This window comes from Chryseobacterium pennae, from assembly GCF_003385515.1.
Classification (GTDB): domain Bacteria; phylum Bacteroidota; class Bacteroidia; order Flavobacteriales; family Weeksellaceae; genus Chryseobacterium; species Chryseobacterium pennae.
The window spans coordinates 1-22,596 of record NZ_QNVT01000043.1; the positions used below are offsets into that span (position 1 = coordinate 1).

Genomic DNA, 22,596 nt, shown 5'->3' on the forward strand with positions numbered 1-22,596 from the left:
GGATAAGGCTTAATCTAAAAGGAAAGAGTCCAGTACAGTACCGAACTCTTTCATATAATAATATTATTTAATTTTGTCTAAACTTTTGGGTGCAGTCTAATTTTGAGTCGGATTTTATATTTTGATTAGATTGTTTCTGGACTATTTTCCAAACATTCCGCCCATTCCAGGCATGTTTGGCATTTTGCTCATCATCTGCATCATTTGCTTTCCTTGAGGTCCCTGCATCATTTTCATCATTTTTCCCATCTGATCAAATTGCTTCATCAATTGGTTTACATCCTCAATCTTTCTTCCTGCACCTCTTGCAATTCTGTTCTTTCTCTGAGTATTGATAATAGAAGGTCTTCTTCTTTCGTCCGGTGTCATAGAGTAGATGATGGCTTCAATGTGCTTAAATGCATCATCGCTGATCTCTACATCCTTGATAGCTTTCCCAACCCCAGGAATCATTCCCATAAGGTCTTTCATGTTACCCATCTTCTTGATCTGGTTAATCTGCTTTAGGAAATCGTCAAAACCAAACTCGTTTTTAGCGATTTTCTTGTGAAGTTTTTTAGCTTCTTCTTCATCAAACTGCTCCTGAGCTCTTTCTACTAAGGAAACAACGTCTCCCATTCCTAAGATTCTGTCAGCCATCCTTTCCGGGTAGAAAAGGTCTAAGGCTTCCATTTTTTCACCTGTAGAAATAAATTTGATTGGCTTTTCAACAACAGAACGGATCGTTAATGCAGCTCCCCCTCTTGTATCCCCATCTAGTTTAGTAAGAACAACTCCGTCAAAGTTCAGGGCATCGTTGAATGCTTTAGCCGTATTCACAGCATCCTGACCTGTCATTGAGTCAACAACAAATAGTGTTTCATTCGGTTTAATGAAGTAATGAACCGATTTAATCTCGTTCATCATCTGCTCATCAATTGCTAAACGACCTGCAGTATCCACGATCACAACATCATGGCCATTTGATTTTGCAAAATTAATTGCGTTTTCAGCAATGGTAGAAGGATTTGTAGAACCTTCCTCTGTGAAAACAGGAACCCCGATTTGTCCACCTAATACTTTTAGCTGGTCAATTGCAGCAGGACGGTAAACGTCACAGGCTACCAATAGAGGTTTTTTATTTCTTTTTGTCTGTAAATAATGAGCAAGTTTTCCAGAGAAAGTAGTCTTACCAGAACCCTGAAGACCTGCAATAAGGATTATAGATGGTTTTCCTGAAAGATTAATTCCTTCCTGAGAACCTCCCATCAAATCCACAAGCTCATCATGAACGATTTTTGTCATCAACTGTCCCGGAGTAAGGGAAGTAAGAACATTTTCGCCTAAAGCTTTATCCTGAACTCTTTTGGTAAGATCTTTTGCAACTTTATAGTTAACGTCGGCATCCACCAATGCTCTACGGATTTCCTTTACGGTTTCCGCTACATTAATTTCGGTAATTTTTCCACGTCCGGAAATATTATGTAATGCCTTGTCTAATTTATCCTGTAAACTATTAAACATATTTATTGTAAATTATAGGTTTGCAAAAATAAGGAATTTTTAAGAAACCTGAGTAATATAGACTTATATATTATAAGGATTGGGGTAAGATTTGATGAAAGTTGGGAGATGGAAGTAGTGAAAAGGAGGTTTATTTGTCTGTAAAAAGAGGTAAGGGGATGTTTTTGTATAAATAGATTAATTTCCTTTATAATTAATAATACATCAATCTGTTTCATTTGGAAAACCTTTTGTTGTATTTTATTAATTGAATGAGCGGGGTGTAAATTGTCAGTAGCTTCAAATAAGTATTACACATAATAGTGACTTCTATTCTCCTTCTTCCTGCTTTCCTGTCTATATAATATTATATACATACAAGAATTTAAGAATTATTTTGTATCAAAAATTATAATCCTATTTTTGCACCATGAATTTTCTTGATGGTTTTATTATTATAGCATTAGCTGTTGTTTTTAATATAGGAGTCTATATAATATTTAAAAAATATCTATATAAAAGACAGGATGCAGCCCTTAAGTTCCTCACTGTGAACATCCCTAAAGACATTGTGTGGCTGCTGATTTCACTTCTAATCATTGATAAAACAAAAGAGAATTTTATGTTTTTACTTGCATGCTTTGTTATAGGGTCATTCCTTATATATTTACCTATAATAAAACTCATTAATAAATCTTGATTTTTTTGATGATAAAAATCAATTTTTAGTATTGGTAAAGTTTAATAAAATCGATATATTTGCACACGATTAAAAAAGAGATATGAACAGAAAAATTTCTTCATTATTTTTCGCATTTTTGTTTGTGTTTATTAGCAGTTTAGCTGCTGCACAGCACGAAACTGAAGGGGAAAAATTAGCTGAAAAAGTAGAGCATAGAGAAGCAAAGGATGGCTTCAATGCGACTAAAGTGATCATGGAGCACATCGGTGATTCTAATGAATGGCATTTATGGACTTCAAAAGATGACAGTGGTGAAGAGCATCACGTTTCTATCCCTTTGCCTGTTATTATTAAGGATAACCAAGGGTGGCATACTTTCCTTTCAAGCAGCATTGCTCACGGACATGAACACGATGGGTATACTTTAGAAGAGGGGCAGGTAGTTTCTACTAAAGGTGTTGAAAAAGCTACATTGTTCTCAATCATCAGCGGGAAACAAAAATCTAACGAAGTGTTTTTTGATCTTTCAATTACGAAAAACGCAGCTTCAATGTTATTGTCAGTAATTTTTATGGCAGTAGTGTTCATAGGAATGGCAAGAAACTATAAAACTTCACAACTTCCAAAAGGACTTGGGAAAGTTTTAGAACCAGTGATTGTGTTTATCAGAGACGAGGTGGCTATTCCAAACATCGGGTCTGTTAAGTACAAAAGATACATGCCTTATTTATTAACTGCATTTTTCTTTATCTGGGTTAACAACCTTTTTGGATTAATTCCTTTCTTCCCTTTTGGGGCAAACCTTACAGGTAACATCGCGATTACATCAGTATTAGCTATTATTACCTTATTAATTACATTATTCAGTGCGAATAAAGATTACTGGAAACACATCTTTATGCCGCCGGTTCCAATCTTATTGTACCCAATTATGGTTCCAATCGAGATTATCGGAATCTTTACAAAGCCTTTCGCTTTAATGATGCGACTTTTTGCTAACATCACAGCGGGACACATTATGATTTTGGCGATCATTTCATTGATCTTCATCTTTAAGTCTCCATTGTTAGGATTTGCATCAGTGCCATTAGCATTATTCGTTTCAGTATTGGAATTGCTGGTTGCAGCGCTTCAGGCTTACATCTTTACTGTATTATCTGCCTTATTTATTGGTATTGCAGTTGCAGAGCACGAACATGAGCACGGTCACGAAGAACACGCTCACTAATTAAAAGAAAGAATTTAAAAATAATTTTTTAACTAATATAATTTATTTATTATGGATTTATCAACAGGAACAGGTTTAGTTTACGTAGGTATCGGTTTAGCAGTACTAGGTGTAGGTCTAGGTATCGGTAAAATCGGTGGTCATGCAATGGACGCTATCGCTAGACAACCAGAACAAGCTGGTAAGATTCAAGGAGCAATGCTTATCGCTGCTGGTCTTATTGAAGGTGCTGGTCTTATCGCGATCATCTTTGGTGCTTTCATCAAGTAATCTATCCTCAAAAAATATTCTTAGCAGTAAAGCGGTTGGCTGCTGCTAAGAATTTTAAAAAAACAATCCATAAAATAACATTTAAAAAAAGAATTTACAGATATGGGAATTATTGAACCTGGAATTGGACTTTTGTTTTGGATGACCCTTACTTTTGTTATCCTATTATTTCTTCTAGCTAAATTCGCTTGGAAACCAATTGTAAATGCTGTTAATGAACGAGAAACTTCTATCATTGATGCATTGAACCAAGCTAAATTGGCTAAAAAAGAGATGGAAGATCTTAAAGCTGATAACGAAAGAATCATTCGTGAAGCTAAAATCGAAAGAGACGCTATCCTTAAAGAAGCTAGAGAAATTAAAGACAGAATCGTAGGTGAAGCTAAAGATGTTGCTAAAGCTGAAGGTGATAAACTTATCGAAGCTGCTAAGCAAACTATCAACGCTGAGAAAAATGCTGCAATGGCAGACATCAAAACTCAAATCGGTGCTTTATCTGTAAACATTGCAGAATCTATCTTGAAACAAAAGTTAGATAACACTGAAGCTCAAAACGAATTAGTTCAAAATTATATCAACAAATCTAACCTTAACTAAGAATGCTTACATCTAAAGTAGCGAAAAGATACGCACAGGGTTTACTTGATTTCACTAATGAATCAGGTCAGACAGCTGCCGTGTTTTCTGAAATGAAAGATGTAGTGAAGATTATGATTGAATCTAAAGATTTAAACAAATTCTTCCTTACCCCTTACATTGATGCAAAAAAGAAAATAGAGGTAGCAAACGAAATTTTCAAAGGTTTATCAGCATCTTCCCAGAATCTGATCAAATTGGTTATTAAACACGGACGTGAGAACCAATTAAAAAATATCGCTCAGGAATTTATCAACAAAGTTGAAGATATCAACGGAGTACAGAGAGTAACGCTTACAACAGCAACTCAGCTTTCCAAAGAGAATATTGATCAGATCCTAAGATCCACCAACTTGGTGAATGCCAATTCAAACTTCGATTTGAAAGTAAACATCAACCAGGATATTTTAGGAGGATACATCCTAAGAGTAGGAGACCAGCAGGTAGACGCGTCTGTGAAGACCAAATTGAACCAAGTTAAAAAAGATTTCCAATTAAATTAAGAAAAACAACCATACAATGGCAGAAATAAATCCAGCAGAAGTATCTGCGATCTTAAAACAGCAATTGGCCAACTTCGATACTCAATCAAACGTTGAGGAAGTAGGTACAGTTTTAACCATCGGTGATGGTATTGCTCGTGTATACGGGTTAGAAAACGTACAATACGGAGAGTTGGTGAAATTTTCTAGTGATGTAGAAGGTATTGTACTTAACCTTGAAGAAGACAACGTAGGTGTTGCTCTATTGGGTGAAAGTAAATTAGTAAAAGAAGGGGATACAGTAAGAAGAACAAACAGAATCTCTTCTATTAAAGTAGGAGAAGGTATGTTAGGAAGAGTAGTAGATACTCTTGGTAACCCTATCGATGGTAAAGGTCCTATTACAGGGGAATTATACGAAATGCCACTAGAAAGAAAAGCTCCTGGAGTTATCTTCAGACAGCCGGTAACTGAGCCTTTACAGTCAGGTATCGTTGCAATTGATGCGATGATTCCTGTAGGAAGAGGACAAAGAGAGCTTATCATTGGTGACAGACAAACAGGTAAAACTACTGTTGCGATTGATACGATTATCAACCAAAAAGAATTCTTTGAGGCAGGTAAGCCTGTATATTGTATATATGTTGCGATCGGTCAGAAAGCTTCTACTGTAGCACAAATCGTTAAAACTCTTTCTGATAAAGGAGCTTTGGCATATACTGTAATCGTTGCTGCTAACGCATCAGATCCAGTTCCAATGCAGGTATATTCTGCAATGGCAGGAGCTTCTATCGGTGAGTTCTTCAGAGATACTGGTAGACCAGCATTGATCGTTTATGATGATTTATCTAAGCAAGCTGTTGCTTACCGTGAGCTTTCTCTACTATTAAGAAGACCACCGGGCCGTGAAGCTTACCCTGGAGACGTTTTCTATCTTCACTCAAGACTATTGGAAAGAGCTGCAAAAGTAATCGCTGATGATAACATTGCTAAGCAAATGAATGACTTACCAGAGTCTCTTAAGCCAATCGTGAAAGGAGGTGGTTCATTAACTGCTCTTCCAATCATTGAAACTCAGGCAGGTGACGTTTCTGCGTATATCCCAACTAACGTAATCTCTATTACTGACGGACAGATCTTCTTGGAGTCTGATCTATTCAACTCAGGGGTTCGTCCAGCGATCAACGTAGGGATCTCTGTATCCAGAGTAGGAGGTAACGCTCAGATCAAATCAATGAAAAAAGTTTCTGGTACTCTTAAATTAGACCAGGCTCAGTATAAAGAACTAGAAGCGTTTGCTAAATTTGGTTCTGACCTTGATGCTTCTACTTTAGCAGTAATCTCTAAAGGAGAAAGAAACGTAGAGATCCTTAAGCAGCCGGTAAATGCACCGCTTCCTGTAGACAGTCAGGTAGCAATCGTATATGCTGGAACAGAAAACTTAATGAGAAACGTTCCATTGAACAAGATTAAAGAATTCCAACACGAATATATCGAGTTCCTAAGATCTAAGCACCCTGATACAATGGCGGCTATTAAATCTGGGAAAATTGATAACGATATTACTAGCGTTCTTAAGCAGGCAGCTAATGATTTAGCTTCTAAATACAACTAAAAAAATTCAATGTTTAAGGTTTAAAACATAGCTTTTAAGCCTTAAACTTTAGACCTTAAACTTTGAACCCAAATTAATGGCAAACTTAAAAGAAATACGAGGCAGAATTACGTCAATTTCATCTACGATGCAGATTACACGTGCTATGAAGATGGTTTCCGCTGCGAAACTTAAAAAAGCACAGGACGCAATCGTAATGTTAAGACCTTATTCTGAAAAATTACAGGAGCTTATCCAGAATGTAAATTCTAGCTCAGATCCTGATCAGATTTCTGTATATGCTCAGAAAAGAGAGGTTAAAAGAATACTTTTCATCGCTGTTACTTCAAACAGAGGTCTTGCGGGAGCTTTTAACTCTTCAATTGTAAAAGAGCTTAACCTTCAGTTTCAGAACAATTCTCAGTACGAGATTGAAGTTCTTCCTGTAGGTAAAAAAGTATATGATGCTGTAAGAAGAAATCGTTCAGTATATGCTAATGGAAGTTCTGTATATGATAATTTAAACTTTGATGCGGTTGCTCACATTACAGAAGGAGTGATGACTAGCTTCAAAGAAGGTAAATTTGACGAAGTTTATGTTATTTATAACAAATTCGTTAATGCTGCCACTCAGGAAGTAACTACAGAACAGCTTCTTCCAATCTCAATGCCTGAAACTACAGAGCCACAGGTTGAAACAGATTATATCTTTGAACCTAACAGAGCTGAAATCCTGGATAACTTGATTCCAAAGTCTATCAAAACTCAGGTTTTCAAATCAATCTTAGATTCAGTAGCATCTGAGCATGGAGCGAGAATGACTGCAATGCACAAAGCAACAGACAACGCAGAAGCGCTTAGAAATGATCTTAAGATCTTCTATAACAAAGCGAGACAGGCTGCAATTACCAATGAAATCTTGGAAATTGTTTCCGGAGCAGAAGCTTTGAAAAATTCGTAAAGAATTATTTTAACATACAATTAAAAGCATCGATCTTATCGATGCTTTTTTATTTTCAAAGGGTGAAAACGTTTTTTAATACCCAAAAAGCTCCTTTTTCGTAGTAAAATGAACTGAGTCTCCTCTTTTATTTTAAATTGAAAAATAGGAGTATTTTAAGATGTCAAATTTCTTATTAAAAAATCCTTTATTGAAATAATCTATCCGGGATTCAGGTTATTTTTATTTTGCATATCTTTGTACCTAATAAAATTATACAACTTCTAAATGGACTCGGACATAGTCAGGCTTTTGCTGGCCTTATTTCTTGTTTTACTAAATGGCTTCTTCGTAGCCGCAGAATTTTCAATTGTTAAAGTTCGTTACTCACAAATCCAAATAAAAGCCGCAGAAGGCGATTCTATGGCTAAGCAGGCAGAACATATCATCAAACACCTTGATGAATATCTTTCCGCTACACAATTAGGTATTACGTTGGCATCACTTGCCCTTGGATGGGTAGGAGAAAGCGCTCTGCATCATATTTTTGAAAATATTTTCAAGTCTCTGAACGTTGATTTGACTCAGACAACAATTACTACCATTTCGGTAGCTACCAGTTTTGTACTGATTACCGTTATGCATATTGTATTTGGTGAACTTATTCCAAAATCAATAGCGATCAGAAAATCGGAGGCTACCACAATGGCTACAGCTGTACCATTGAGAGTATTCTACACAGTTTTCAAACCATTTATCTGGTTAATGAATCTCATGTCAAACGGTTTCTTAAGACTGATCAAAATTCACCCGGCTTCAGAGCAGGAAATTCACTCTACAGAAGAACTTCAGCTTTTGGTAAAGCAAAGTGCAGACAGTGGTGAAATTGAAGAAGAAAACTACGAGATCATTAAAAATGCATTTGATTTTACAGATCACTCTGCAAAACAAATCATGGTTCCAAGACAGAATATTACTTCCATCGACTTTGAAGAAGATGTGAATGATATTATTAATACAATTATGGATAGCGGTTATTCCCGTATTCCTGTGTACCTTGACTCTATTGATAATATAATTGGTATTTTCTATACTAAAGAAATTATAAGGGAATATGTTAAAAGAAAAGGAGCTTTAGATCATGAGGATCTTAAAGATCTGATGCGTGATGCATTTTTCGTAGTAGAAAGTAAGAAAGTTTCCGACTTGCTAAAAACCTTTCAACAGAAAAAACAACACATTGCTATCGTTATTGATGAATTTGGGGGAACAGAGGGGATTATTACCCTTGAAGATATTCTGGAAGAATTAGTTGGAGAAATTCAGGATGAAGAAGATGATGAGGAAAATATAGTTGATAAAATAGCCGACAATACCTATTGGGTAAAGGCTACACAGCCTTTGGATGAGATCAATGAATTTTTACCTAAAAGGTTACCTCTTTCCGAAGAAAGTGAATACAATTCATTGGCTGGCTTCATTCTATATGAATTAGAAGAGATTCCAGAGGAAAATCAGGAGTTTGATCTGGATAATTATCATTTCAAAATTCTGAAAATGAATAATAAGAGTGTGGAACTCGTTGAATTGATCTATCAGGAACCCAATGCTATTGACAGTTTAGCAGAAAAAATTGGTGAAGTTTAAAATAACTCAGAATGAATTTTTATAACAGTATAAAAGACTACGAAAATCCAAAACGCCAGTATGAAGAAGAAGTTCTGATACTGGATGATACTGATGATGTCTACAAAATTGTATTGCATAATGATGACATCCACACATTTGATTATGTAATCGATAGCCTCATAGAAATATGTAAGCATACCATGGAACAGGCAGAGCAATGTACAATGCTGGTTCACTATAAGGGCAAATGTACAGTAAAAACAGGTTCACTAGATGTTCTGAAGCCTATGCACGAAAAATTACTTTCACGCGAATTAACAAGTGAAATCGTATAAAATAAAAACCGACAAATTAATTGTCGGTTTTTTTATTGAATAATGAACTGAAAAGCCCGTCATAGCTCTAAATGACAAAGAACAGTACTCCCCAGAAAAATCTTTTAATTTTTAAACGTTCTAATCTTTCAATTTCTCAATATTCCTGCATTGCCACATTTTATCTAAAATAGTATATTTGTACCAACTATAAAGAAACAAAAAACAATGCTTGTAATAGGAATTGCCGGTGGAACAGGATCTGGCAAAACTACAGTTGTTGATAAGATACTTCAGCAGCTTGACATCGAAGGAATGAATATCCTTTCTCAGGATAATTATTATCACGACAACCAAGGTCTTACACTGACCGAAAGAGAGGCTTTAAATTATGACCATCCGAAATCAATAGATTTTGAACTGTTGATAAAACATGTGAAGGCTTTAAAGAATAATGAGCCCATAGAACAACCTATTTATAGCTTTGTAACGCATTCCAGAACAGGTGATCACGTCACTGTAGAGCCTAAGAATGTATTAGTAGTAGAAGGAATTTTGGTTCTTACCAATAAAGAATTACTGAAAGAATTTGACTTGAAAGTTTTTGTTCATGCAGATTCTGATGAAAGACTGATCAGGAGGATCAGGAGAGACACACAGGAAAGAGGAAGAGATCTGAGCGAAGTATTACACCGTTATCAGACCACATTAAAACCAATGCACCAGGAATTCATTGAACCATCTAAAAATGATGCCGATCTTATTATTCCAAATATGAAGCAGAATTCCGTAGCGATTGATTTTTTAACTACTGTTATTAAGAACTCGTTGAAAAAACATTAAAAAAAATGGAAGAAAATAACCTTATCAAAGACATTCAGCCAAAATCTGAAACATTCAAACTTATCCAGAAATATGTATTGAATAAGTATACCATTACGATCTGTCTGTTTTTGGTATGGATGATTTTCTTCGACAAAACCTCATTTCTTGTAATTAACGAACTGAATGGTGAGATTCATAAATATGAAGATCAATTGGAGTATTACAAAAAAGAATACGAAAAGAATGATGCCTTCTATAAAAAACTGATGAACAACAAATCAGAAAAGGAAAAATACGCAAGAGAAAATTATTTTATGAAGAAACCGAATGAAGAAATCTTCATTCTGGTGGTCGACAGTGCAAAAGTCGCTAAGAAATAATAATAGAATATATCAGTAGGAAAGAGTTAATTAGCTTTTATAGGTATAATTCACTATTGATAATTCACAATTTAAATAAAACTAATGTCAAATACAGCTACACTTCCAACCTGGGAAAATTTAGTAAAAAAACAACTTAAAACAGAGGATATTTACCCTATTCTGGAAAAGGAAAACCTGGAAGGGATAGAAGTAAGACCTTTTTATACAGAGGTCAAAAAGCCTTTGGTAAATCTGCCAAGAGTTGAAGAAAGCACCCATTTGGTAGCCAGATATCATGAAAGTCTGGAAGATGAAGTATTTGCATTTTTACTCGATCAGAATGTAGAAAATCTGACTGAGAAAACCGTCTTTGTTAACAATAAAGATCTTGCGGGACATATCAGCCCTCAGGAAGAAGATCAATATTTTTCTTTAATTGACGTCTTCAATGAAAAAGACGCAACTATTGACGATCAGTTGGCAAAGGAATTATTGGCAAAAGGATTCAAAAGAAGTATTTGTGTAGATATTTCATTGCATCAGAATGCAGGAGCAGCCATCTATCAGCAATTAGGGATTGCCCTGGCAAAAACCAAAGAGCTGGCAGAAGTATATGGAGCTGAAATTTTTAACAAATTAATCTTCAGAATTGCTATTGGAGGGAATTACTTCTTTGAAATGTCGAAATTGAGAGCCTTTAAAATGGTTTTTAACCAGCTTTCCAAAGAATATGGACTAGATGAAATTCCTTACATTTTCGCGGAGACTTCTCTTCGAAATAAAGCGGTTGCTGATAATGAAAACAACCTGATCCGTTCCACATTAGAATTGGCCTCAGCCATGATCGGTGGGGCAGACGCTGTTTTCACCAACAATTACCTTGTAGAAAGAAGCACAGATAACTCTGAAGAAATTTCTTTCAAGCAGCAGATTGTACTGGCGTATGAAAGTATCATCAATGTATTTGAAGATGCTGCTAACGGAAGCTATTATGTTGAAGATGTCACGAAACAGATTGCAGACAAATCCTGGGCTTTATTTGTAGAAATGGAAGAAGCCGGAGGTTATCTTGAACTTTTAAAGCAGGGAATTGTTCAGAAAAAAATCTATGATCACGCTATTGAAGAGCAAAAATGGATCGAAGAAGGAAAAATAAAGTTGATCGGAGTTAATTTATACCCCAAATTAGATGTTAAAAAATCAATCAGTGACTTGTACAGCGAAAAAGAAATAAAAGCCGTTCGTTGGGCAGAAATGTTTGAGTAATGAAAGACAAACTAATAGACTTATTCGAATACACCTATCATTTCAATGTTGAAATGATTAAAGTTATTTCTGAAAACAGGAAACTTGTTGATGATAAAACAATCAGTTTGATTAATCACACTCTTAATGCACAACAGATCTGGAATGCCAGGATACTGGGAGAACCTACATTTGAGGTTTGGCAAGTCAATTCTTTTGAATCATTGAATGAAATTAATCATCAGAATTTTGTAAAAAGTATTGAGATCGTTAAAGATTCTGATCTTGAGAAAAGAATAGAATATCAGAATTCAAGAGGAACAAAATTTGAAAACAGTATTTTTGAAATGCTTTTTCATGCAATTAATCATTCGACTTATCACAGAGGACAGATTAATTCCTTACTTAAACAAAACGGTATAGAACCTATATTAACAGACTATATTTTTTATAAAAGATAGTTCTGTGGAGATCTTTCGGCTCCGCTTAGTATAACACTGTTAAAACATGCTGTATTTATTTCCCAGATTAGAAATTATACATTAAGTATTAGCGCTGTCATGCTGAGCGGAGTCGAAGCATTTTAACCAAAAGAATGTAAAGATTCGTAGAATTTGTGGAGAATAAATTATTAAATAAAGAAGTTCAGAGCTATATCAATGCAAATCTAAAAACAGATCTGCATTCCTTACTGTTGAAGAAATCCCCGTTTCCGGAAGTTTCCATGCAGGAGATCGTACAACAGATCAAAGGAAAGCAGGTCGCAGAAAAAAAATTCCCTTTCCTGCTGAAAGACGGTATTGTTTTTCCACCACAGCTTAATATGGAGCAGTCATCATCCGAAAAAACAGCTCTTTATAAATCTGAGATTTTAAAAGGAAATAAGTTTATCGACCTAACCAGTGGTTTTGGAATTGATGCTTATTATCTATCTCAAAACTTTGAGAATATTACTTTAATAGAGCAAAATACGGAGCTTTTAGAAATTGTTGAACACAATTGGACTGCTCTCAGAAGAAAAGCCCGATTTATCAATCAGAAACTGGAGGATTTTTTGAATGAAAACCAGGAAAGCTTTGATTCCATTTACTTAGATCCCGCCCGAAGAGACCAGAACAAAAATAAAGTATTTCTTTTAGAAGATCTTTCTCCTAATATCCTTGAAATTCAGGAAAAGCTGATGTCAATATCAGATCAGGTGATTGTTAAACTCTCTCCATTGATTGATCTGAAATACCTTGTTTCAGTTTTACCCAATATTTTCAGACTTGATATCATCGCTCTTAAAAATGATGTAAAAGAGGTGGTGGTATTTTTATCCGGGAAAAATAAGAACTCAATTATTTGCAACTGTGTGAACCTTGAAAGTGGAGAATCTACCTTTAGTTTCACGTTTGGGGAAGAGGAAAATGCTCAATCGGAATATTCCGAACCTGAAAAATTCATTTATATTCCTAATAATTCTATTTTAAAGGCTGGAACTTTCAATCTGGTTTCTGAAAAATTTGGTGTTAAAAAACTACATCCCAATACTCATTTTTATACTTCCTCTGAAAGGATAATCGATTTTCCGGGAAGAGTTTTTGAAATGGAAGTTATTGATTCTAAAAAGATTAAAAAGAAAGAGCAATATAATATTATTGCGAAAAATTACCCTTTAAAACCTGAAGAAATCAAAAAGAAATATGGGTTGAAAGATGGTGGAAATGATTATCTTATTTTTACACAGTCCAAAAAAGGGAAAATTATTTTAAAATCAGTCTAAAAATGTTGCCAAAAGAAGCAGGATTTCTTAATTTTGGGCAATCAAAAATTAGAGCAGGAAATCGCTTGCTGTTTAGCTTATCAGAATAGACTAAAATAGTGCGGTTCCATATGATATTTAAAAAATAAATTTTACATATGAAAAAATTAGTTATATGTTTAGCAATTGCAACGGTAGCGGTAAGCTGTAAAAAAGTTCCGCAGGGTGGAAGCAAGGCTGTTTTGAAACTTGAAGAAGGAGTAGAAAGATATTCTGACGATCCTCAGGGTGGAGAAGCTCATGGTGCACATGGTGCTGCTGCTGCTGAACACAAAGAAGAAGCTGCAAAACCTGAAGCTGTAGCTCCTAAAACAGACAGTACTGCTGCTGCAAAACCTGCTGAGAAAAAAGAAGAAGCTCCAAAAGCTGAACACTAATTAGTAGTATACAATATAAAAATGCCCTGTTATTTTGCAGGGCATTTTTTATTTTTAAAAATAGCTGATGGGTCAATCATCGGAAAATAATCTTCTTCTTTAGAAAATCCTTTGTTTTTACTTGGCCCAGCGGTGCATTTTTTTTAATTTTAACAAAATAAAATTTTACAATGCAAGAGACATTAAATTACATTAACGAAAACAAGCAGCGTTTCGTGGATGAATTATTTGAGTTATTGAGAATCCCTTCTATTTCTGCAGATCCGGCATATAAAGATGATGTATTGAAGTGTGCAGATGTATGTGCTGAACACCTTAGAAATGCAGGTGCTGACAAAGTTGAAATATGCAAAACTAAAGGGTATCCTATCGTTTTCGGAGAAAAAATTATAGATACAAACCTGCCAACAGTATTGGTTTATGGTCACTATGACGTACAGCCGGCAGATCCATTGGAATTATGGAGAAAACCTCCTTTCGAGCCTTATATCGAAAAAACTGAACTTCACCCGGACGGAGCTATCTTCGCAAGAGGAGCTGCAGATGATAAAGGACAGTTCTTTATGCACCTGAAAGCTTTTGAAGCGATGATGAGAACAAATACGCTTCCTTGTAACGTTAAGTTTATCTTAGAAGGTGAAGAAGAAGTAGGTTCTGTAAGTTTAGGAGACTTTGTGAATGAAAACCAGGAAAAATTATCCTGCGATTGTATTTTAATTTCAGATACACACATCTATAGTAATGAGCAACCTACTGTAACAACAGGATTAAGAGGATTAAGCTATGTAGAAGTAGAAGTGGAAGGGCCAAACAGAGACCTGCATTCAGGACTTTATGGTGGAGCAGTTCCAAATCCGATCCATGTGTTATCAAGAATGATCGCTAACCTTATCGATGAAAATGGACATATCACTATTGATGGGTTCTATGATAACGTTGAAGTCGTATCTGATGCAGACAGAGCAGAAATGAATAAACTGAAGGATAATCCTGAAGAATACAAAAAGTCAATCGGATTGAGCAATATTGAAGGTGAAAAAGGATATACAACGTTAGAAAGAGCTTCTATCCGTCCTACTTTAGACTGTAATGGTATCTGGGGTGGATATACAGGAGAAGGAGCTAAAACAGTAATTCCTTCCAAGGCTTTCGCTAAAATTTCAATGCGTTTGGTTCCTTATCAGACTCCGGAAGAAATTACAGAAAAATTCACGAAATATTTCGAAAAAATTGCTCCGGATACCGTAAAAGTGAAAGTAACACCTCACCATGGTGGAATGCCTTATGTACTACAAAGCGACACCAAAGAGTTTTTAGCGGCTAAAACAGCGATGGAAACTGCATTTGGTAAAGAAGTATTACCATACAGAAGTGGTGGAAGTATTCCAATTACATCTATGTTTGAGAAAGTTTTAGGAGCTAAATCAGTATTGATGGGCTTCGGGCTGGATTCTGATGCGATCCATTCTCCAAACGAGCACTATGGATTGTTCAATTTCTATAAAGGAATTGAAAGTATTCCATTATTTTTTGAAAACTATTCAAAATAAACATTGAATATCATTCGGTACAATAAGGCGCTTCGTAGAAGCGCCTTATTTATTTTATAAACTTTAGGCAGATTTAATAGTAAGGAATAATTCTCTGAAGAAATGATATTAATGAAAGTATTTAACTTGGATTTAATTAGAATAAGAATAAAATAAGGTTTGTAAGCAGTTAAATCCACTGAGTATAAAAGCTTTATTCTTTATTTAATGACAGGTTATTTCACTATTCAAGGAAAGTTTATATTTTTATTCCAAACTTGAAAACTAATGAAAAAAATCTACTTAATCGCATGCTCCTTATTGGCAATGTTTTCTTTTGCACAGCAGACTGTATCTTTTGAAGACACTGAAGGGTTTACAACCGGAAACATTCACGGACAGGGACTATGGATCAGTACTCCTACGGGAGGAAATCCAGAAAATGTAATTCACCAGACAATCAGCACAGATAATGCCACTAATGGAAGCAGTGCTCTTAAAATTGTCAGGGAAACTATGTATGGTGTTCAGTCGGAACCCGTTATTGGAGGATTTTACAATCTGGTATCTCCGCTTAATACTACTAATTTTTCAGTTTCATTTGATATTAATATGTCTCAGCTTGATACTTCCATATTTGGATTTCAGGGAATAGATAATATAAATGAACAGATGGCTATAAGAGTTGACTTTGATAAAACAGGAGTTATAAAGATTTTAGATAAAAACTTAAATGTTCAGAATCTGGTTTCTACCTCAGGAATCTGGACTCCCAATACATGGCATAGATTCAAAATAGTGGGTACAGCTATAGAAAACAGGTATTACCTTAATGATACATTAATTTACTCTGAACCTGTTTCAAATCCTCTTACGATGGATCAATTGCGGTTTGTTCACAATAATGGGATGGGAACGGCATATTTTGATAATATTAAGATTAATGATGAATTAATTCTGTCTGTGAAAGAAGCAAAAGCAAATTCTAACCTTCTTACAGTATATCCTAATCCGGTCACAGATTTCTTGAAAATAAGCTCTGTTGAAAAAATAAATGATATTGAAATGTTTGATCTTCAAGGTAAAAAAATGAGGGTAGAATTAAATAACAATACTATTAACATGAAAACCATGATTCCAGGACTCTATTTTGTAAAAATAACAACAGAGAAAAATCGTGTTTTGAAGAAAATTTTAAAAAAATAATTTATTTAATTTAATTTTTAATATTAAATGTGTTTTTGTATTATTTTTTTTAGATGTGTGTATTTTTTTTGTTTTGAATTATTTATGTTTTTTTTGAAATTAAATATGATAATTATTTATTTTATTATATATTTTTTTGTTTAATTTATTTATTTTTTGTTTAATTAACTTAAAATTGATACTTTTGTAATAAACTAAAATTATTCATCATGAAGAGAACTTTACTATTGGCTGCTTTTTTAGGACTAGCCTCTTTAAATGCGCAAACAACAATTTTTAATCAAACAGTTACAAGTCAAAACGGAATTGTTGCTGACGCTTTGGCAAATGGGAACTTTGTCGCATCTGCAGATGACTTTACCCTTGCTAGTCAAAGCAGAATAACAAAAGTGAAAGTGCTGGGCTTTCAAAATGCGTCAAATTTAGAAACTACTATTGCAACAGGAGCAATGCTTTATATTTATGCAGATGCTGCCGGATCCCCTGCTGGAATCCCTAATGGAGCTGGAAATCCAATTGCAGCAATAAATGTAGCTAAAGGAGCTCCTGGATATTCTTTGGTAAAAACTTTAACGGGGTATACTTTTGAAATTGATGTAACGGCAGCGCTAAGTACACCTGTTGTTTTGTCTGCTAATACTACTTATTGGGTTGTATTCGCTGCAAAAACTAATCAGACTTCTTATGGTGCCAACAGTGGCAATAATGGATTTAACTGGTTCTCAGGCCAAATCAATGGCAATGGAGCGAAACTTGTAGACCCTATGAATGCTTTTGGTGCAGGAGCTACAAATTGGACAAGTATATCATTCCTTACAGACGAACCTGCGTTTGATGGTCTTGCATTTAGTATTGAAGGTCAGAATGCAACACTAGGAACTCAAGAAATATTCAGCAATGTTAAAAAAACAACAATTTCTCCTAATCCAACAGTAGATTATTTAAATGTAAATTCTACAGAGAAAATTAACACAGTTGAAATTTTCGACATGAACGGAAGAAAAATGAATGTTAGTCTGGATGGAAATAAAATTGATGTAAGAAATCTGAATACAGGAGGCTACATCATTAATATCGAAACAAAAGAAGGTAGAACTACCGAGAAATTCATCAAAAAATAAGACCTGATAAATCTTAGTATCAGTAAAGCGCTCCAATTGGAGCGTTTTTGTTATTTTAGAGAAATAAATTTTAAACAGGATGTTAAAACATAAAACAGCATATATAACAGGAGGAACTAAGGGAGTAGGTTTGGGAATTGCCAAAATCCTGCTTGAAAATGGAATTTCAGTAGCTTTTTCAGGAAGAAAAAGAGAAGATGTGATAAAAGCTGAAGATGAACTTAAGCAATATTCACCCAATGTCTTGGGAGTTGTTTCTGATGTGAGAAGCCTGGAAAGTGAAACAGAAGCTGTAAAATCTGTTATTGAAAAGTTCGGAAGACTGGATTATGTGATTGCAAACGCCGGACTGGGCATATTTAAGCCTGTAGATGAACTGACCGCTGAAGAGTGGAATGATATGATAGAAACCAATCTTACCGGTGTTTTTTATACTTTAAAAGCATCTGTAGAAGAACTGAAAAAGACAGAAGGCTATTATATTACCATTTCAAGCCTGGCAGGAGCTAATTTCTTTGAAAACGGAACGGGTTATAACGCTTCAAAATTCGGAGTCGTAGGATTTACGCAGGCAGCAATGATTGATTTGAGAAAGTACAATATCAAATCTACGGTAATTATGCCGGGATCAGTGGCTACCTATTTTAACGGAAATGTTCCATCTGAAAAAGACAGCTGGAAGATTCAGCCTGAAGATATGGGGAATCTGATATTGGACATTTTAAAGATGAATTCAAGGGTTTTACCTAGTAAAATAGAGTTTAGAGCAACACAGCCAGGTAAATAAGTACATCTAATGTATTGAATAATAATTTAATAAGTATTATGCATGCATAATATATTTTTTATTTATATTAGCAAAAATTAATTCAAACAAAATCTCTGCATAAACTGTCATGATTTTATGCCTAAAAGAGAAAAAATAAAATAGTACACATGAAAATATTAGTTTGTATTAGTAGTGTTCCGGATACTACTTCCAAAATTAACTTTACAGCAGATAAATCTGCTTTCGACAAAAACGGAATTCAGTGGGTAATTAACCCGCTAGACGAATTTGCGTTGACAAAAGCGGTTAAACTACAGGAATCTCAGGGAGCAACTGTAACAGTAATCAACATAGGAGATGCTGGTACAGAACCTGTAATCAGAAAAGCACTGGCAATTGGTGCTAACGATGCAGTAAGAGTAAACCTTGATCCAAAGGATAGCTATTCTACAGCAAAAGAAATTGCTGCTGTAGCTCAAAACGGAGGATATGATTTAATCCTTTGTGGTAAGGAGTCTATCGATTATAACGGTGGTTCTGTACCGGGAATGGTAGCTCAGTTATTAAACCAGCCTTTCGTAAATGCATCTGTAGGATTAGATGTAAATGGAAGCGAAGCTACTGCAGTAAGAGAAATTGAAGGTGGAAAAGAAACTATTTCTGTTAAATTACCGGCAATTATTGCAGGTCAGAAAGGTTTAGTAGACGAAAAAGACCTTATCATTCCAAACATGAGAGGAATTATGTCTGCAAGAACAAAGCCTTTACAGGTAGTAGAGCCTGCTTCTTCAGAAGTTAAAGTTCAGGGAGTATCTTATGACAGTGTTCCACCGAGAGCAGCTGTGAAAATGGTTTCTCCAGACAATCTGGATGAATTGGTAAGATTGCTTCACGAAGAAGCTAAAGTGATCTAATCTTAATCCTTTAATTTTTAATCTTTAAATTTAAGAAAATGGCAGTATTCGTATACGCAGAAAATATAAATGGAGTTTACAAAAAAGCAGCTTTCGAAGCAGTTTCTTATGCTAAAGCTGTTGCAGACAAAGCAGGAGATACCGTTACAGCAATCTCTGTAAACCCTACCGATTCTTCAGATTTATTATACAAATATGGAGCATCAAACGTTATCAATATCAAAGACGAAGGTCTTAAAAATTTCTCAGCTAAAGCATTTGCTCAGGCTGTGAATGAAGTAGCAGATGGAAACATTATCGTTTTTCCTCACACTACAGATGCTTCTTCAGTAGCACCAATGTTAGCAATTATGAAGAATTATTCTTTAATTACTAACGCATTGGAAGCTCCGGAAAGTCTTTCTCCATTCCAGGTGAAGAGAAGAGCATTCTCAGGAAAAGGTTTTATGCATGCAAAAGCTGAAGGAAACGGAGTAATTGTTACAGTTTCTCAAAATGCTTTCGGTGTTAAAGAAAACGCAGTATCAGGTTCAGAAGAAGTGAAAAACTTATCTGTTGCTAATGAAGATACTAAAGTAATTTCTCACGAGCAAAGTTCAGGGAAATTAGACCTTAAAGAAGCTGAAGTGGTTGTTTCTGCAGGTAGAGGGATGAAAGGTCCTGAAAACTGGGGAATGATCGAAGAATTGGCAAATGTTTTAGGAGCGGCTACAGCTTGTTCTAAGCCGGTTTCTGACATTGGCTGGAGACCTCACACAGAACACGTAGGACAAACAGGTAAAGCTATTTCACCTAACCTTTATATCGCAGTTGGGATTTCAGGAGCAATTCAGCACTTAGCTGGAGTAAACTCTTCAAAAACTATCGTAGTAATCAATAGTGATGCTGAAGCACCATTCTTCAAATCTGCAGATTACGGAGTAGTAGGAGATGCTTTCCAGATTATTCCTGCTTTAACAGAGAAAATTAAAGCTATTAAAGGATAAAATTTAATGGTGAATAGTCAATTCGCTTTGTTAGTTAATTTTTAATCATTCACTTGCAAAGTAAAATTCACGATTGACCATTGACAATCACATATAATACAATAAAAGCTCGGCTTTCCGGGCTTTTATTTTTGTCTAAAAAAGTGAAATCACAACAAAAAATTAATCTATATTTGTAGCTATGGATTATAAGCAGCTAATTATTCGCGGAATATCGTACAGTCAGACCCAATCTGGGGCGTACGCATTGTTACTGGAGCATGAGGAAACACACATAAAATTACCTGTTGTTATAGGAAATTTCGAGGCTCAATCTATCTCTCTCGGATTGGAAAAAGATATCCATCCACCGCGCCCTCTTACCCACGACTTATTCTCAAAATTTATCGTTTCAACCAATTATGAGTTGGTTTCTGTAATCATTTATCAGATTGTAGATGGGGTATTCTTTTCAAATATTAACTTTAAAAATAAAGCAACTGAAGAAGAGCTGATCCTTGATGCAAGAACTTCTGATGCTGTTGCTATGGCTGTAAGATTCGATGCACCTATCTTTACTACACAGCAGGTTTTAAACGAAGCAGGAATCTTATTAGAGCTGGAAGATGTGTCAAAAGAAGAGCAGACCTTCTCAGAAACAGTACAGGCTGAAGACAACTTAAAATCCCTTTCTATGGAGGAACTTCAGAAGCTTCTGGAAGATGCCGTCAAAGAAGAAGACTATGATACCGCCCTTGAAATTCAGGAGGAAATCAAGAGGAGGAAAAAGAAAATTGACTAAAAGAGATACTTTATATAAAAATGAATTTAAAATTACGACTGACCATCCTCAGTTTTCTCCAGTTTTTTGTGTGGGGAGCATGGCTGATTACGATGGCGAACTTCTGGTTTGGTACTAAACATTGGGAAGGAACACAGTTTGGAGCTGTTTTCGGAACCATGGGAATTGCTTCTATTTTTATGCCAACCATTACTGGAATTATTGCTGACCGTTGGGTGAATGCCGAACGTATCTTTTCAGTATTACATATTCTTTACGGGGTTATGCTTTTCATATTACCACATTCGGCAGATCCCAATTCTTTCTTTTCGGTGATGCTTGTTGCAATGTGCTTTTATATGCCTACTATTGCCCTGGCCAATTCAATTTCCTATACTATTCTAAAGAATAATAATCTGGATGTGGTGAAAGATTTTCCACCCATTCGTGTTTGGGGGACCATTGGATTCATTGTGGCCATGTGGATTACTAATCTTAGTGGAAATAAAGCAACAGAAGGACAGTTTTATATCGGAGGAGCAATAGCTATATTCTTAGGAATCTATGCGCTTACTTTACCAAAATGTCCACCACAAAAGCTGATTGATAAAAGTTCACCTTTGTCAGAACAATTAGGTTTAAATGCTTTTAAGCTTTTTGGAAACTATAAAATGGCTTTGTTCTTTTTGTTTTCAATGCTTTTAGGAGCAGCACTTCAGTTAACAAATGCTTACGGAGATGTGTTCTTAAGTGAGTTTGCTCATTTTCCAAAATATGCTGATTCATTCGTAGTACAGAGATCTACAATCATTATGTCGATTTCTCAGGTTTCAGAAACTCTGTTTATTCTGGCAATTCCTTTCTTTCTGAAGAAATTCGGGATCAAGAAAGTAATGTTAATGTCTATGCTGGCATGGGTATTAAGATTTGGATTCTTTGCTTATGGAGTACCGGACGGATACGGGCTTTCACTAATCATTCTTTCCTGTATTGTTTACGGAATGGCTTTCGATTTCTTTAATATTTCAGGTTCACTTTTCGTAGAAACAACAACAGATAAAAAGATCCGTTCATCAGCACAGGGATTATTTATGATGATGACCAATGGTTTTGGAGCCGTTTTTGGTAGTTATATTGCAGGTTGGGCGATAGATAAATTCTTTACCCATAAATTTACAACAGCTACGGATTTATCTACTTATCTGGAGACTACTCCTGATAACCCTACGTTCCTTGAGATCCTGAAAAACAGCTTTAATGCAGTCGTAAACTCAGATGGTAGTCTTTCCTCTGTTGTTATGGTGAAAGACTGGCAGCAGATATGGTTATCATTTGCCATTTATTCATTGGTTCTTGCTATATTCTTTGCTGTTTTATTTAAACATAAGCACAAGCCTGAGGACGTTTCTTCAGTTAAACATTAATTCAATTAACAGTACCA

General features: G+C 35.2%; 23 protein-coding genes. 22 read left to right on the top strand and 1 reads right to left on the bottom strand.

The genetic code is table 11. The features are described from left to right. Window positions 1-141: 141 nt before the first annotated feature. The gene (gene ffh / locus DRF65_RS26845; protein ID WP_115973779.1) at window positions 142-1,503 is read right to left on the bottom strand and encodes a signal recognition particle protein; all 1,362 of its coding nucleotides are present in this window, start codon (window positions 1,501-1,503) and stop codon (window positions 142-144) included. A gap of 761 nt (window positions 1,504-2,264) precedes the next feature. On the opposite strand from ffh, the gene atpB reads away from it, so the two are divergent. From atpB to DRF65_RS26960, 22 genes are all read left to right on the top strand, one after another. After that, complete coding sequence (gene atpB / locus DRF65_RS26855) at window positions 2,265-3,392, top strand: F0F1 ATP synthase subunit A (protein WP_115973781.1); 1,128 nt, start codon at window positions 2,265-2,267, stop codon at window positions 3,390-3,392. A 51-nt stretch (window positions 3,393-3,443) separates the two neighbouring features. Then, window positions 3,444-3,662: an ATP synthase F0 subunit C gene (locus DRF65_RS26860; protein ID WP_034681712.1), complete on the top strand. Its 219-nt coding sequence runs from the start codon at window positions 3,444-3,446 to the stop codon at window positions 3,660-3,662. Window positions 3,663-3,764: 102 nt separating this feature from the next. After that, window positions 3,765-4,259 carry a F0F1 ATP synthase subunit B gene (locus DRF65_RS26865; RefSeq protein WP_115973782.1) on the top strand — a complete coding sequence of 165 codons (495 nt, stop codon included), beginning with the start codon at window positions 3,765-3,767 and terminating at the stop codon, window positions 4,257-4,259. 2 nt (window positions 4,260-4,261) lie between these two features. Beyond that, a complete protein-coding gene (gene atpH / locus DRF65_RS26870) occupies window positions 4,262-4,801 on the top strand; it encodes an ATP synthase F1 subunit delta (protein WP_068943514.1) in 540 nt (179 codons plus the stop codon). A 16-nt stretch (window positions 4,802-4,817) separates the two neighbouring features. Further along, window positions 4,818-6,395 carry a F0F1 ATP synthase subunit alpha gene (gene atpA, locus DRF65_RS26875; RefSeq protein ID WP_115973783.1) on the top strand — a complete coding sequence of 526 codons (1,578 nt, stop codon included), beginning with the start codon at window positions 4,818-4,820 and terminating at the stop codon, window positions 6,393-6,395. A 76-nt stretch (window positions 6,396-6,471) separates the two neighbouring features. Further along, the gene (gene atpG, locus DRF65_RS26880; RefSeq protein ID WP_115973784.1) at window positions 6,472-7,335 is read left to right on the top strand and encodes an ATP synthase F1 subunit gamma; all 864 of its coding nucleotides are present in this window, start codon (window positions 6,472-6,474) and stop codon (window positions 7,333-7,335) included. A gap of 267 nt (window positions 7,336-7,602) precedes the next feature. Then, window positions 7,603-8,961 carry a hemolysin family protein gene (locus DRF65_RS26885; RefSeq protein ID WP_115973785.1) on the top strand — a complete coding sequence of 453 codons (1,359 nt, stop codon included), beginning with the start codon at window positions 7,603-7,605 and terminating at the stop codon, window positions 8,959-8,961. Window positions 8,962-8,972: 11 nt separating this feature from the next. Then, a complete protein-coding gene (locus DRF65_RS26890) occupies window positions 8,973-9,278 on the top strand; it encodes an ATP-dependent Clp protease adaptor ClpS (protein ID WP_115973786.1) in 306 nt (101 codons plus the stop codon). A 207-nt stretch (window positions 9,279-9,485) separates the two neighbouring features. After that, entirely contained in the window at window positions 9,486-10,100 is a 615-nt protein-coding gene (udk, locus tag DRF65_RS26895) for a uridine kinase (protein WP_045497309.1), read from the top strand. A 5-nt stretch (window positions 10,101-10,105) separates the two neighbouring features. Further along, window positions 10,106-10,462: an FtsB family cell division protein gene (locus DRF65_RS26900; protein WP_115973787.1), complete on the top strand. Its 357-nt coding sequence runs from the start codon at window positions 10,106-10,108 to the stop codon at window positions 10,460-10,462. A gap of 84 nt (window positions 10,463-10,546) precedes the next feature. Further along, window positions 10,547-11,710, top strand: a complete 1,164-nt coding sequence (locus DRF65_RS26905; protein ID WP_115973788.1) for a methylmalonyl-CoA mutase family protein — start codon at window positions 10,547-10,549, stop codon at window positions 11,708-11,710. Beyond that, the gene (locus DRF65_RS26910; protein ID WP_115973789.1) at window positions 11,710-12,150 is read left to right on the top strand and encodes a DinB family protein; all 441 of its coding nucleotides are present in this window, start codon (window positions 11,710-11,712) and stop codon (window positions 12,148-12,150) included. Before DRF65_RS26905 ends, DRF65_RS26910 begins: the two co-directional genes overlap by 1 nt. A gap of 155 nt (window positions 12,151-12,305) precedes the next feature. Continuing rightward, window positions 12,306-13,454, top strand: coding sequence for a class I SAM-dependent methyltransferase (locus DRF65_RS26915; RefSeq protein WP_185148489.1), 1,149 nt, complete (start codon window positions 12,306-12,308; stop codon window positions 13,452-13,454). Between the two features lie 137 nt (window positions 13,455-13,591). Further along, complete coding sequence (locus DRF65_RS26920; RefSeq protein WP_115973790.1) at window positions 13,592-13,870, top strand: hypothetical protein; 279 nt, start codon at window positions 13,592-13,594, stop codon at window positions 13,868-13,870. A gap of 170 nt (window positions 13,871-14,040) precedes the next feature. Further along, a complete protein-coding gene (locus DRF65_RS26925) occupies window positions 14,041-15,420 on the top strand; it encodes a dipeptidase (protein WP_115973791.1) in 1,380 nt (459 codons plus the stop codon). Window positions 15,421-15,687: 267 nt separating this feature from the next. Further along, window positions 15,688-16,605: a T9SS type A sorting domain-containing protein gene (locus DRF65_RS26930; protein WP_115973792.1), complete on the top strand. Its 918-nt coding sequence runs from the start codon at window positions 15,688-15,690 to the stop codon at window positions 16,603-16,605. A 209-nt stretch (window positions 16,606-16,814) separates the two neighbouring features. Beyond that, window positions 16,815-17,726 carry a T9SS type A sorting domain-containing protein gene (locus DRF65_RS26935; RefSeq protein ID WP_115973793.1) on the top strand — a complete coding sequence of 304 codons (912 nt, stop codon included), beginning with the start codon at window positions 16,815-16,817 and terminating at the stop codon, window positions 17,724-17,726. 79 nt (window positions 17,727-17,805) lie between these two features. Continuing rightward, window positions 17,806-18,513 carry an SDR family oxidoreductase gene (locus DRF65_RS26940; RefSeq protein ID WP_115973794.1) on the top strand — a complete coding sequence of 236 codons (708 nt, stop codon included), beginning with the start codon at window positions 17,806-17,808 and terminating at the stop codon, window positions 18,511-18,513. Between the two features lie 149 nt (window positions 18,514-18,662). Continuing rightward, window positions 18,663-19,409 (top strand): electron transfer flavoprotein subunit beta/FixA family protein, encoded by a 747-nt coding sequence (locus tag DRF65_RS26945; protein WP_115973795.1) that lies wholly within the window; start codon window positions 18,663-18,665, stop codon window positions 19,407-19,409. Between the two features lie 38 nt (window positions 19,410-19,447). Next, the gene (locus DRF65_RS26950; protein ID WP_115973796.1) at window positions 19,448-20,395 is read left to right on the top strand and encodes an electron transfer flavoprotein subunit alpha/FixB family protein; all 948 of its coding nucleotides are present in this window, start codon (window positions 19,448-19,450) and stop codon (window positions 20,393-20,395) included. 181 nt (window positions 20,396-20,576) lie between these two features. Beyond that, window positions 20,577-21,176 (top strand): bifunctional nuclease family protein, encoded by a 600-nt coding sequence (locus tag DRF65_RS26955; protein ID WP_115973797.1) that lies wholly within the window; start codon window positions 20,577-20,579, stop codon window positions 21,174-21,176. Window positions 21,177-21,196: 20 nt separating this feature from the next. Continuing rightward, a complete protein-coding gene (locus tag DRF65_RS26960; RefSeq protein WP_115973798.1) occupies window positions 21,197-22,579 on the top strand; it encodes a nucleoside permease in 1,383 nt (460 codons plus the stop codon). The last annotated feature ends 17 nt before the right edge of the window (window positions 22,580-22,596 follow it).

Excerpts from the sequence above, each read along its gene's own strand:
- DRF65_RS26910 (WP_115973789.1), top strand. The coding sequence starts at position 11,710 with ATGAAAGACAAACTAATAGACTTATTCGAATACACCTATCATTTCAAT.
- DRF65_RS26950 (WP_115973796.1), top strand. The coding sequence starts at position 19,448 with ATGGCAGTATTCGTATACGCAGAAAATATAAATGGAGTTTACAAAAAA.
- ffh (WP_115973779.1), bottom strand. The coding sequence starts at position 1,503 with ATGTTTAATAGTTTACAGGATAAATTAGACAAGGCATTACATAATATT.
- DRF65_RS26865 (WP_115973782.1), top strand. The coding sequence starts at position 3,765 with ATGGGAATTATTGAACCTGGAATTGGACTTTTGTTTTGGATGACCCTT.
- DRF65_RS26960 (WP_115973798.1), top strand. The coding sequence starts at position 21,197 with ATGAATTTAAAATTACGACTGACCATCCTCAGTTTTCTCCAGTTTTTT.
- DRF65_RS26940 (WP_115973794.1), top strand. The coding sequence starts at position 17,806 with ATGTTAAAACATAAAACAGCATATATAACAGGAGGAACTAAGGGAGTA.
- atpH (WP_068943514.1), top strand. The coding sequence starts at position 4,262 with ATGCTTACATCTAAAGTAGCGAAAAGATACGCACAGGGTTTACTTGAT.
- udk (WP_045497309.1), top strand. The coding sequence starts at position 9,486 with ATGCTTGTAATAGGAATTGCCGGTGGAACAGGATCTGGCAAAACTACA.
- DRF65_RS26945 (WP_115973795.1), top strand. The coding sequence starts at position 18,663 with ATGAAAATATTAGTTTGTATTAGTAGTGTTCCGGATACTACTTCCAAA.
- DRF65_RS26955 (WP_115973797.1), top strand. The coding sequence starts at position 20,577 with ATGGATTATAAGCAGCTAATTATTCGCGGAATATCGTACAGTCAGACC.
- atpB (WP_115973781.1), top strand. The coding sequence starts at position 2,265 with ATGAACAGAAAAATTTCTTCATTATTTTTCGCATTTTTGTTTGTGTTT.
- atpG (WP_115973784.1), top strand. The coding sequence starts at position 6,472 with ATGGCAAACTTAAAAGAAATACGAGGCAGAATTACGTCAATTTCATCT.
- DRF65_RS26885 (WP_115973785.1), top strand. The coding sequence starts at position 7,603 with ATGGACTCGGACATAGTCAGGCTTTTGCTGGCCTTATTTCTTGTTTTA.
- atpA (WP_115973783.1), top strand. The coding sequence starts at position 4,818 with ATGGCAGAAATAAATCCAGCAGAAGTATCTGCGATCTTAAAACAGCAA.
- DRF65_RS26935 (WP_115973793.1), top strand. The coding sequence starts at position 16,815 with ATGAAGAGAACTTTACTATTGGCTGCTTTTTTAGGACTAGCCTCTTTA.
- DRF65_RS26900 (WP_115973787.1), top strand. The coding sequence starts at position 10,106 with ATGGAAGAAAATAACCTTATCAAAGACATTCAGCCAAAATCTGAAACA.
- DRF65_RS26905 (WP_115973788.1), top strand. The coding sequence starts at position 10,547 with ATGTCAAATACAGCTACACTTCCAACCTGGGAAAATTTAGTAAAAAAA.
- DRF65_RS26860 (WP_034681712.1), top strand. The coding sequence starts at position 3,444 with ATGGATTTATCAACAGGAACAGGTTTAGTTTACGTAGGTATCGGTTTA.
- DRF65_RS26930 (WP_115973792.1), top strand. The coding sequence starts at position 15,688 with ATGAAAAAAATCTACTTAATCGCATGCTCCTTATTGGCAATGTTTTCT.
- DRF65_RS26925 (WP_115973791.1), top strand. The coding sequence starts at position 14,041 with ATGCAAGAGACATTAAATTACATTAACGAAAACAAGCAGCGTTTCGTG.
- DRF65_RS26920 (WP_115973790.1), top strand. The coding sequence starts at position 13,592 with ATGAAAAAATTAGTTATATGTTTAGCAATTGCAACGGTAGCGGTAAGC.
- DRF65_RS26890 (WP_115973786.1), top strand. The coding sequence starts at position 8,973 with ATGAATTTTTATAACAGTATAAAAGACTACGAAAATCCAAAACGCCAG.